This window comes from Achromobacter semiaridum, from assembly GCF_053543755.1.
Window position 1 is genome coordinate 42,535 of record NZ_JBLVOL010000077.1, and the last position, 10,337, is coordinate 52,871.

The window sequence follows — 10,337 nt, forward strand, 5'->3', positions numbered from 1 at the left end:
AGGCGCATCCCCCCGCGCGGGGATGCGTAGCGCTTACTTCTCGATGACGTACTTGCCGTCCTTGGTCACGCTGACGATCGGCGCCTGGTCGGCGTCATAGCCGGCGGGCTTGCCGGCGCGGTCGTTGGCTTGGCGGAACTTGAACGCGCCGGTGGCGCCGGTCCAGGTCACGGACGGCAGCGCGTCGCGCAGCGCGGCACGGTCCTTGGGCAATTCGCCGGTGATCTTGGTGTTCTTCAGCGCCTGGGCCACGATGTACATGGCGTCATACGACTGGGCGGCGAACTGGTCCGGCGACCCGTTGAACTTGGCCTTGTAGGCGTCGATGAACTTGACGTTCTCGGGGGCCTTGTTCTCGATCGACCACGGGCTGCCGATCCACAGATTGTTCGATGCGCCGCCAGGGGCCAGGTCGAAAATCTTGACCGAGTTCATGCCATTGCCGCCAATGACGGGCACGTTCAGGCCCAGTTGGCGCGCTTGCACCATGATCGGGGCGCCTTCGGCCAGCAGTGCGGACAGCACGATGGCGTCGGGGTTGGTGCCCTTGATCTTGGTCAGCTGTGCCTTGAAGTCCACGTCGCCCTTGGCGAACGTTTCGGTCGTGGTGACCGGGATCTTCTGGTCTTCCAGCGCCTTCTTGAAGTTGTCGTAGCCGCTCTTGGTGAAGACGTCGTCGTTACCGTAAAGTACGGCCACGTTCTTCAGGCCGGTCTTCGCCTTCACGGTGGAAATCGTAGCCGGCAGCACGTCGGCTTCCGTGACCGAGTTGCGGAACACGTAGTTGCCGATGGACGTGATGCCGTCGGCGGTGTTGGACGTACCGAAGGCGACCGTCTTGGCCGCTTGCGCGATCGGGTCAGCGGCTTGGGCCGAGTTGGACAGCGTCGGGCCGAAGACCATCAGGACGTTGTCTTTGAAAATCAGTTTCTTGAAGACGTTGATGGCTTCTTCTTTCTTGCCTTGTTCGTCTTCGACAACCAGCACCAGCTTGTTGCCATTGATGCCACCCGCGGCGTTGATTTCATCAGCGGCAAGCTGGAAACCATTACGGATCGACACGCCGTACTGGGCGGCGCCGCCGGACAGGGCTTCCGCCACGCCCAGCTTGATGTCGGCCGCGTGCGCAGCCGGGACGATACCAGCGGCGATCAGCGCAGCCAGCAGCTTCTTGGTCTTGGATTGCATGGTTGATACCACCTTAAAGTCTGTCTCGGAATATTGGTAATCCGGGCTGGTGTAATCCCGCCGGATTGACGTCATATGCCGCCTAAAGGCGCCATGATTGCGCGTCAAGACCCGGGATATTACTCCTTTGTATCAGGCCGAAACTCGAATGTGGTTCGAGAAAAGCCCGAAAACCGCCCATTTTTTTGTAAAAAATGCGCTATTACTAGCAAAAACCCTACTTCGCACCGAATGCCATTCGGCGTCCGGCGCCCTCCTTCTACCTGCCCGACAACGCCACGGCTACGTACTGGCCGTAAGCGTTTTCAGTCAGGCGGAACCACGGCATCTCGCTGTCGCGAAAGCCCATGTAACTGTCGTGTATTGCCTTGAACTTCGGGTCTTTGGCGGACAAGTCCTTGTAGACCTGCTGCGTGGCCTCGAAGGCCACGTCCATGATGGATCGGGGAAATGCGCGCACTTGGGCGCCGCTGGCCGCCAGTTGCGCCAGCGCGGACGGGTTGCGCGCGTCGTAGCGGGCGGTTAGCGACACGTGCGCCGCCAAGGCGGCCGCCTGCACAATGGACTGGTAATGCTTGGGCAGCTTGTTCCAGGCCTCGTCATTGATATACAGCGACAGTTGCTCCCCGGGTACCCACCAGCCGGGTCCGTAGTAATACTTAGCTACTTTATCGAAGCCCAGCTTGGCGTCGTCATAGGCGCCCGCGCCCGCAATGGCTTGCAGCCCTTCCTTGTTGAAAGCCTCGGCAAGCGGCACCTGGTTGACGGCCTGCGGCGCCACGCCCAGCCGGGCCAGCACATCGGCGGCCAGGCCCGAGACGCGCATCTTCAGGTCTTTCAGGTCAGCCTGGCGCTTGATTTCCCGCGCATACCAGCCGCCCATCTGTGCACCCGTATTGCCCAGCGGGAAGTTGATGATCTTTTCGGGTTTGAACAGTTCGCGGGTCAGGCGCAGGCCGTCGCCTTCGCTCATCCACGCGTTCATCTGGCGAGCCGTCAGCCCGAAGGGCACGGCGGCGTCAAAAGAAAAGGCGGGGTTCTTGGCGTGATAGGCCCGCGACGAGCCGTGTCCGCATTCCACCTTGTTGGTGGAGACGGCTTCAAGCAGGTCGGCGGCCGGTACGATTTCGCCTTCCGGAAAATGGCGGATATTGAACTTGCCGCCCGTGGATTCCGTGACGAACTTGCAGAACTGTTCACCCGCGCCGATGCGCAAGTCCAGCGTGCCGGGAAACGCCGAAGCCAGCCGCCAGCTCAAGGAAGGCATGTCTTGCGCAAACGCGGGCGCGCTGACGGCGGCGCCCGTTGCAACGGCGCCCAGCCCGGCATGCTTCAAGAATGAACGTCGTTGCATCGCAATGCTCCTCAGCAGCTTCGGGGACGTCGAGCAATACCCGCCGGATATTACACGTTGAGACCATGCCGGGCGCTAGAGGAATTCCCCAGCCGCGCGGCACCCATCCCGATGCATTCGGCAGGATGGATGAGCGCGCCCGCGGGCGCGCTCATGGGTCAGGTCCCGGCGATGGCCATTTGCTCGATCAGGATCGAGCCGGTGGTTTTCGTGCCGCGCGAAATAGTGTCCGCGCCCACGGCGACGATCTGCTGGAACATGTCGGCCAGGTTGCCGGCGATGGTGATTTCCTGGACCGCGTGCTGGATCTTGCCGTTTTCCACCCAGTAGCCAAACGCGCCGCGCGAGTAATCGCCCGTGACGTAGTTGACGCCCTGGCCGATCAGTTCGGTGACCAGGAAGCCGGTGCCCATTTTCTTGAGCATGGCTTCAAAGTCGTCACCGCGTTTGGTCAGCGTCGAGCTGAACACCAGGTTGTGCGAGCCGCCGGCGTTGCCGGTGGTGGCCATACCCAACTTGCGCGCGGTGTAGCTGGACAGGAAGTAGCCTTCCAGCACGCCGGCCGACACGACGTTGCGGCGGCGGGTGCGCACGCCTTCGTCGTCAAACGGCGAGCTGCCCATCGCGCCGGGGATGTGCGGATCTTCGGTCAGGTTGATGTGCTTGGGGAAAATGGGCTTGCCCAGCGCGTCCAGCAGGAAGCTGGCCTTGCGATACAGCGCCCCGCCATTGACGGCTTGCGTCAGCGCGCCGACCAGGCCCAGCGCCAGCGGCGCTTCGAACAGCACCGGGAACTTGCCGGTGCGGATGCGGCGGGCCGACAGGCGCGACAGCGTGCGTTCGGCGGCGTAGCGGCCGATGGCTTCGGGCGAAGCCAGGTTGGCCGGATCGCGTTCGGACGTGTACCAGTAGTCGCGCTGCATGCCGTTGCCCCGGCCCGCGATGGGCGCCACGGACAGGCTGTGGCGCGAATACGGGTAGCCGCCCAGAAAGCCACGGCTGTTGCCCATGACGAACTGGCCTTCGTAGGTGCCCACGGTGGCGCCGTCGGTGTTGGTGATGCGCGGATCGACGTCGCGCGCCGCGCGTTCGGCGCGCAAGGCGAGTTCGGCGGCTTCCTCGGTGGACACCGTCCAGGCGTGGTGCAGGTCCAGGTCGGGGAATTCGGTGGCCAGCTGGTCGGCGTCGGGCAGGCCCGCGGCCGGGTCGGCGGCGGTGTGGCGGGCGATGTGCCAGGCGGCTTCGACCGTCTGGCGCAGGGCGGCTTCAGAGAAGTCGGAGGTCGAGGCCGACCCGCGGCTCTGGCCGGCGTAGACCGTCAGGTCCAGCGAGCGATCGCGCGTCTGCTCAACGGTCTCGATGTCGTTCTTGCGTACCGAGACCGACAGCCCCAGGCTTTCCGAGACTTCCGCCGCCGCGTCCGAGGCGCCGATCTGGCGCGCGTAGGCGAGGGTTTGCTCAACGAGTTCGGAAAAACGCGCGTGATTCGCCGCCAGCGGCAAGGATGAGGAGGTTTTAACCATTGCTGTCCAATTTGCAGAGACGGTTATCATAGCCAAGTCTGTCATTGCGCAGTTTTCCATGAATTCCCATACTGAAGAAGAATCCGTCGACGACGGTTACGACGAGAACGGCTACGACCGTCCCAGCAAGTCCCAGGTCAAGCGTGAAATGCACGCCTTGCTGGACCTGGGCAAACAGCTGATCGAACTGTCCCCCGAACGCCTCAAGCAATTGCCGCTGGCAGAGCGCCTCTATGAGGCAATCCGCACGGCGCAGCGCACGACGGGCCGCGAAGGCCGCCGCCGGCAAGTCCACTTTGTGGGCAAGCTGATGCGCGACGCGCCCGCCGAAGAAATCCGCGCGCAGCTGGATGTGTGGGAAAACGGCTCGCGCGAAGAAACCGCCGCCATGCACCGGCTGGAAGCCCTGCGCGACCGCCTGCTGGACGACGACGACACGCTGACCAAGCTGCTCGCAAACAATCCACAGGCCGATGCGCAGCAATTGCGCACGCTGATTCGCGCCGCGCGCAAGGAAAAGCTGGGCAATGCCTCGCTGCTGCAAGGCCAGGAGCCGCAAAAGAAGCACTATCGCGCGCTGTTCCAGGCCTTGAAGACCTTGACGCTCTGATTCTCCCCTTTTGATTTTTTTCGGCCGTCCATGAACGCTTCCAACGACCTGCTCGACTGCATCGAGATCGAAACCGCGCCCAACCCCACGCACGCCGTCATCTGGCTGCACGGCCTGGGCGCGGATGGCAACGACTTCGCCCCCATCGTGCCGGAACTGGACCTGCCCGCGGGCCTGGGCGTGCGCTTTGTATTTCCGAATGCGCCGGTGCAGCGCGTGACGATCAACAACGGCATGTCGATGCGGTCCTGGTATGACATTTTGGTCATGGACCTGGTCCGCGTGGAAGACGCCAAGGGCATCCGCGCGTCCGAAGCCGCCATCCACAAGCTGATCGCACGGGAAAACGCGCGCGGCATCCCGACGTCGAACATCGTGCTGGCGGGCTTCTCACAAGGTAGCGCGATGACCTTGCACACCGGCTTGCGGCTGACCGAAAAGCTGGCGGGCATGATGGCGCTGTCGGGTTATCTGCCGTTGCTGAATACGGCCGAAGCCGAACGCCACAACGCCAACCACGCCACGCCGATCTTCATGGCGCATGGCCTGCACGACCCGGTTGTGTCGTTGGCGCGCGCCGAGGCGTCAGTAGCGGAATTGAAGCGGCTGGGCTATGACGTGCGCTGGCACACGTACCCGATGCCGCATTCGGTGTGCGCCGAAGAAGTCCGGGATATCTCGGCGTTCTTGAATAGCGTGCTGGCCTGAGGTAGCCGTGATGTTGAGGCGCGCGCCGGGCTTAACGCCCCGCCGCGCCTGATCTTGCCGGCTGCAAGAACCCGCTTCGTGCGCGCCCCCGTAGCCTGGGCCTGGGCCTTACCCCAGGCAAGGCTAGCTCCAGCCCCTGCCGACGATCCGGCAAAATTCCTTTTGGTATACCAAGTGGTATTCAAGCCTTGAATTTTCCGGGCTTCAATGGCGCTCGTCCATAGAGAAAAACGCCAATCCCAAAAAGCTTGTCTGCGGCCGCTGCTTGAATATAGTATTCGATCCATGCCTTATCGGCCCGGGCTGCTGGTGTTCGGGCTTCCCTGTTGTTGCTGTCGATTCAACCCCATTGGCCGTGCTGCGCCGGGTTTCGGCGTGCCATACAAGACGCAGGAGAAAGTTCCGTGAAATCCATGCCACTTCCCCGCCTGGCGGGCGCGGCGCTGCTTGCGCTGTTTGCTCCCTTGGCCGCTCAGGCCGAAGCTTTGAATCCCCCCGTGAAGGTGCGCTACGAAGAAGTGGTGCGATCCGTGCTTTACGTGCCCAAATACGTGGCCCTGTCGCAGGGATACTTCAAGGACGCCGGACTGGACGTGTCCATGAAAACCTCGCAGGGCACCGACAAGGGCATGACCGCCCTGCTGTCGGGCAGCGCCGATATCGTGCTGATCGGGCCCGAGGCGTCCATCTATGTGCAGAACAGCGAATCGCCGGTCAAGCCGAAGATCTTTGCCGGGCTGACCGCCACCGACGGCTTCTTCCTGCTGGCGCGCAAACCGATCGACAAGTTTGACTGGTCGATGCTCAAGGGCAAGGAAGTGATCGGTTTTCGACCTGGTTCGAATCCCATCGTGTTCCTGGAAACCGCCTTGCGCAAGCACGGCCTGGATCCACAAAAAGACGTCAAGCTGCTGAACAACATCGGCATTCCGGCGCGGGCCGGCGCCTGGATGGCGGGCCAGGGGGAATACGGCATCTTCCTGGAGCCCGAGGCCGGCGAGTTGGTGCGTAACGGCAAGGGCTACATCGTGGCGTCGGTGGGCCATGAAGTCGGCCAGGTGGACTACACCGTCTTCACCGCCACCGACAAGTACATTCGCGACAACCCCAAGGTGATCCAGGCCTGGACCAATGTGGTCGCGCGCGCCGAGAAATACGTGAAGGACACGCCGGCCGCGACGCTTGCGCCGCAGATCATGACGTTCTTTCCGGGCATGGACCAGGGCGCGGTCACCGAGGCCATCGAACGCTACAAGAAATACCAGATCTGGAAGACGACTCCGCTGGTCACGGCCGAGGCCATGAGCCAGTTGCAGGACATGCTGATCGCCAGCGCCGTCATGAAGGACTCTGCCCGCGTGAAATACGAAGACGTGGTGGTGGCCGACTTTGCCAAGAAGGTGCAGTGATGGGGGCCGCCATCCATAATCTGAAGCCGGCCACCGCCACGGCAAAAATCGAACTGCGCGACGTCTGCCTGTCCTACTTCACGACCGAAGGCGAGACCGAGGCGCTGTCGAACGTGTCGTTCTCGCTGGCGCCGGGCGAATTCGTCAGCCTCATCGGCCAAAGCGGATGCGGCAAGAGCACCTTGCTGTCATTGATTGCGGGCCTGATTCCACCCACATCGGGCGCCGTGATGGTCGATGGCCAAAGCGTGACCAAGCCGAACCCGCGCATCGGCTACATGTTGCAGCAGGACTATCTGTTTGAATGGCGCACCATCCTGGACAACGTGATGCTGGGTGCCGAGATCCAGGGCAGGCGCGATGCGCGCAGCGAGGCGCGCGCCGTGCACATTCTTGAAAAGTGCGGGCTGGGCGCGTTCCTGACGCACACGCCGCGCCAGTTGTCGGGAGGCATGCGCCAACGCGCCGCACTGGCGCGCACGCTGGTCACCGAGCCCGACGTGATTTTGCTGGACGAACCCTTTTCGGCACTGGACTCGCAGACCCGCCTGGCCATCTCGGACGAAGTCGTGGACATCCTGCGGCGCGAGGGCAAGACCGTGGTGCTGGTCACGCACGATATCGGCGAAGCCATCGCCATGACGGATCGCGTCATCGTGCTGTCGCGCCGCCCCGGCCGGCTGAAAAGCCAGTACCGCATCCACTATGGCGACGGCGCGCGTCCCACGCCCTTCCAGGCGCGCTCGCGGCCGGAATTCAACGCTTATTTCAAACAGCTCTGGGATGAGCTGGACGTACACGTGGAGGGTTGATCGATGAATTCCCCCGTTGCCAACACCGTTCCCCTGCGCGCCCTGCCCGCGCCCAGCGCCAAATACCTGGACTACCTGCGCCGGGACCGCGCCAAGAAACGCAATATCCGCTTAAGCCAGGCGCTGCTGCTGGTCGTGTTCCTGTGCGCGTGGGAAATCCTGCCGCGCATGCACATCGTGAACCCGCTGCTGACCAGCTATCCCAGCGCGCTGTGGCCCACGTTCATTGACCTGTGGAACAACGGCCACCTGGCCAAGCACATCATGACCACGCTGTCGGCCACGCTGGTCGGCTTCACCCTGAGCATGGCGATCGGCATCGTGGTGGCCGCCGCGCTGTGGTGGTCGGACTTTCTGTACAAGGTGCTGGACCCCTTCCTGGTGGTGGCCAACGCCATGCCGAAGATTGCCTTCGTGCCGATCTTCTATCTATGGCTGGGCTCTGACTACGCCGTGTACGGCATGGCGGTCGCCATCGCGGTGTTCGTCACCATCATGGTCGTGTACGCGGGCTTTCGCGGCATCGACCAGAACAAGGTGAAGCTGGCCCACACCTTTGGCGCCAGCCGCTGGCAGGTGCTGACCAAGGTGGTGCTGCCGGGCAGCGTGCCCACCTTGATCGCGGCCGTGAAAATGAACATCGGCCTGGCGCTGGTGGGCGTGATCGTGGGGGAATTCCAGTCGGCCGATTCCGGCCTGGGTTTCCTCATCATGAACGGCAGCCAGGTATTCAAGCTGAATATCGTCATGACGGCAATTGCCATGCTGGCGCTGATCTCCAGCGTCATGTACCTGATCATCTATCGCGTCGAAGCCGCCGTGGCGCGGCGCTACGGCTAAGGAGGCGTCATGGAATTTCCGCAATGGGTACAAGACCGCGTCGTGGCCCGACAGGGCTGCCTGCATCCCTACGACACCTTGCCGGCCGCGCGTTGCGCGGTGGTCGTGATCGACATGCAGCAGTACTTCACCCTGCCCGGCTATCAAGGCGAATGCGCGCCCGCCCGTGACATCATCGCGCCGATCAACCGGCTGTGCGACGCGGTGCGCGCAGCGGGCGGAACGGTGGTGTGGGTGCAGACGGCGTCGGACAACGCCGACGCATTCTGGTCGCACCACCACGGCGTGATGCTGACTCCGGAACGCAGCAAGCGACGCCTGGAGACGCTGCGCCGGGACTCGCCGGGGTTTCAATTGCACCCCGACCTGCACGTGGACGACGCCGATCCGCGCGTGGTCAAGCGGTTCTACAGCGCCATGGCGCCGGGCTCGTCAGAGCTTGAACCGCTGCTGCGCGGGCTGGGGGTGGATACGCTGCTGATCACGGGCACCGTGACCAACGTGTGCTGCGAATCCACCGCGCGCGACGCGATGATGCGCGACTTTCGCACCATCATGGTCGACGACGCGCTGGCGGCGGTCACGCCGGCCGAACACGAACATGCCTTGCAAGGCTGGATGCTCTTCTTTGGCGACGTGCTGTCGGTGGGCGAGGTCACGGCGCGGCTGACGCCGGCCGAGGCGGTGCGCAAAACCGCCTGACGGCGACGGCGCGTCGGGCCACGCGCGGCAACAGGCGGCGCATCACCGGCAGGCCAGGCCGGGCCGGGCCAAGCCAGGCCCAGCCAAGCCACGCCGGGCCAACCCGATGCGCTGGGTTGTCAGCGTTCAGGCCAAGCCCAGCCACACGCGCCGCATCGTCGGGTCTTCCGGATCGGCGTCGTTGGTAAAGCCCAGGCTGGTCATCAGCGCCAGCATGGGCCGGTTGGTCGACAGCACCAGCCCGTCGATGTATTCCAGGCCCTGCTCACGCGCGGCGTCGATCAGCGCCGTCATCAGCTGGCGGCCCAGCCCGCGCCGCTGCCAATCGTCGCCGATCACCAGCGCGTATTCCGCGCCGCGCCCGTCCGGGTTGCGCAGATAGTGGGCAAAGCCCACGATCACCTCGCGCGGATGCCCGCGGTTGGCCGGATTGGGCACTTGCGTGGCCGCCACCAGCGCCAGTTCACGGTGGTAATCCACCTGCGTGTAGCGCGACACCATGCGCGGCGTCAGCTCGCGCATCATCGACACAAAGCGCATATAGCGCGACCGCTCGGACAAGCCGCGTATGAACTCCTGCAAGGCCTCGCCGTCTTCCGGGCGAATGGGGCGCAACACCCACGGAATGCCGTCATTGAAGCGGCGCACGTGCACCAGCCGCGTGGGGTACGGGTGGATCGCCATGTGCGGATAACCGGACGTCTGCGGCGTTTCACAGCCCGGCGTTTCGGTCAGCATCATGCGTAGCCCGCCTGCGCGCAAGTGCGTTTCGCCGGCGTAGAGCGGGTCGATATCCAGCGTTTCGATGTCAGGCAATTCCGACACCATCTCAGACACCAGCACCACCGCCTGTTGCAGTGATTCGGCCGCCATGTGGCCCACGCGCGGCGCCAGCACACGACGCCACAACCGGCTGCGTTCGATCAGCTGACGGGCCAGGAAGCCGTTGAGCGGCGGCAGGTCCATGCCGCGATCCGCCACGGACAGCACCGCGTCGGGGCCGCCCGCGCCAAAGCGAATGACCGGACCAAACTGCGGATCGCGCCGCACGCGGATCGCCATGGGGCGGGACTCGGGTTCCGCCGACGCCACGTCCACCGGCGTGTCGCTTAGCGGCACGTAGAACAGGCCAAGCAAGGTTCGGATTTCAGACGTGTTCAGTTCGCGCCGGCAGTCGGGCCCCCCCCGCGC

10 protein-coding genes are annotated in these 10,337 nt (G+C 63.8%); 6 read left to right on the top strand and 4 right to left on the bottom strand.

From position 1 onward, the window contains the following. Positions 1–33: 33 nt before the first annotated feature. The 3 genes from ACNPP0_RS20575 to pmbA form a co-directional block, all read right to left on the bottom strand. Positions 34–1,188, bottom strand: a complete 1,155-nt coding sequence (locus tag ACNPP0_RS20575; RefSeq protein WP_006226687.1) for an ABC transporter substrate-binding protein — start codon at positions 1,186–1,188, stop codon at positions 34–36. 259 nt (positions 1,189–1,447) lie between these two features. Further along, entirely contained in the window at positions 1,448–2,542 is a 1,095-nt protein-coding gene (locus ACNPP0_RS20580) for a TRAP transporter substrate-binding protein (protein WP_448706862.1), read from the bottom strand. A gap of 158 nt (positions 2,543–2,700) precedes the next feature. Beyond that, positions 2,701–4,065 (bottom strand): metalloprotease PmbA, encoded by a 1,365-nt coding sequence (pmbA, locus tag ACNPP0_RS20585; protein ID WP_448706863.1) that lies wholly within the window; start codon positions 4,063–4,065, stop codon positions 2,701–2,703. Positions 4,066–4,123: 58 nt separating this feature from the next. Here pmbA and yjgA point away from each other — a divergent pair, with 58 nt between their 5' ends. From yjgA to ACNPP0_RS20615, 6 genes are all read left to right on the top strand, one after another. Beyond that, positions 4,124–4,675, top strand: coding sequence for a ribosome biogenesis factor YjgA (gene yjgA, locus ACNPP0_RS20590; protein ID WP_332612212.1), 552 nt, complete (start codon positions 4,124–4,126; stop codon positions 4,673–4,675). A gap of 30 nt (positions 4,676–4,705) precedes the next feature. Next, positions 4,706–5,383 carry an alpha/beta hydrolase gene (locus ACNPP0_RS20595; RefSeq protein ID WP_332612214.1) on the top strand — a complete coding sequence of 226 codons (678 nt, stop codon included), beginning with the start codon at positions 4,706–4,708 and terminating at the stop codon, positions 5,381–5,383. A 413-nt stretch (positions 5,384–5,796) separates the two neighbouring features. Continuing rightward, a complete protein-coding gene (locus tag ACNPP0_RS20600; RefSeq protein ID WP_442880380.1) occupies positions 5,797–6,792 on the top strand; it encodes an ABC transporter substrate-binding protein in 996 nt (331 codons plus the stop codon). Continuing rightward, positions 6,792–7,604, top strand: coding sequence for an ABC transporter ATP-binding protein (locus ACNPP0_RS20605; protein ID WP_332612218.1), 813 nt, complete (start codon positions 6,792–6,794; stop codon positions 7,602–7,604). Before ACNPP0_RS20600 ends, ACNPP0_RS20605 begins: the two co-directional genes overlap by 1 nt. Positions 7,605–7,607: 3 nt before the next feature. Beyond that, complete coding sequence (locus ACNPP0_RS20610; protein ID WP_448706864.1) at positions 7,608–8,444, top strand: ABC transporter permease; 837 nt, start codon at positions 7,608–7,610, stop codon at positions 8,442–8,444. A gap of 9 nt (positions 8,445–8,453) precedes the next feature. Beyond that, positions 8,454–9,146, top strand: a complete 693-nt coding sequence (locus tag ACNPP0_RS20615; RefSeq protein ID WP_448706865.1) for an isochorismatase family protein — start codon at positions 8,454–8,456, stop codon at positions 9,144–9,146. A gap of 126 nt (positions 9,147–9,272) precedes the next feature. Here ACNPP0_RS20615 and ACNPP0_RS20620 read toward each other — a convergent pair. Continuing rightward, the coding region (locus ACNPP0_RS20620) for a GNAT family N-acetyltransferase (RefSeq protein ID WP_448706866.1) at positions 9,273–10,337 on the bottom strand (1,065 nt) is incomplete at its 5' end.

Bases quoted from the DNA above. Each gene is read 5' to 3' on its own strand.
- ACNPP0_RS20575 (WP_006226687.1), bottom strand. From the start codon at position 1,188: ATGCAATCCAAGACCAAGAAGCTGCTGGCTGCGCTGATCGCCGCTGGT.
- ACNPP0_RS20580 (WP_448706862.1), bottom strand. From the start codon at position 2,542: ATGCAACGACGTTCATTCTTGAAGCATGCCGGGCTGGGCGCCGTTGCA.
- pmbA (WP_448706863.1), bottom strand. From the start codon at position 4,065: ATGGTTAAAACCTCCTCATCCTTGCCGCTGGCGGCGAATCACGCGCGT.
- yjgA (WP_332612212.1), top strand. From the start codon at position 4,124: ATGAATTCCCATACTGAAGAAGAATCCGTCGACGACGGTTACGACGAG.
- ACNPP0_RS20595 (WP_332612214.1), top strand. From the start codon at position 4,706: ATGAACGCTTCCAACGACCTGCTCGACTGCATCGAGATCGAAACCGCG.
- ACNPP0_RS20600 (WP_442880380.1), top strand. From the start codon at position 5,797: ATGCCACTTCCCCGCCTGGCGGGCGCGGCGCTGCTTGCGCTGTTTGCT.
- ACNPP0_RS20605 (WP_332612218.1), top strand. From the start codon at position 6,792: ATGGGGGCCGCCATCCATAATCTGAAGCCGGCCACCGCCACGGCAAAA.
- ACNPP0_RS20610 (WP_448706864.1), top strand. From the start codon at position 7,608: ATGAATTCCCCCGTTGCCAACACCGTTCCCCTGCGCGCCCTGCCCGCG.
- ACNPP0_RS20615 (WP_448706865.1), top strand. From the start codon at position 8,454: ATGGAATTTCCGCAATGGGTACAAGACCGCGTCGTGGCCCGACAGGGC.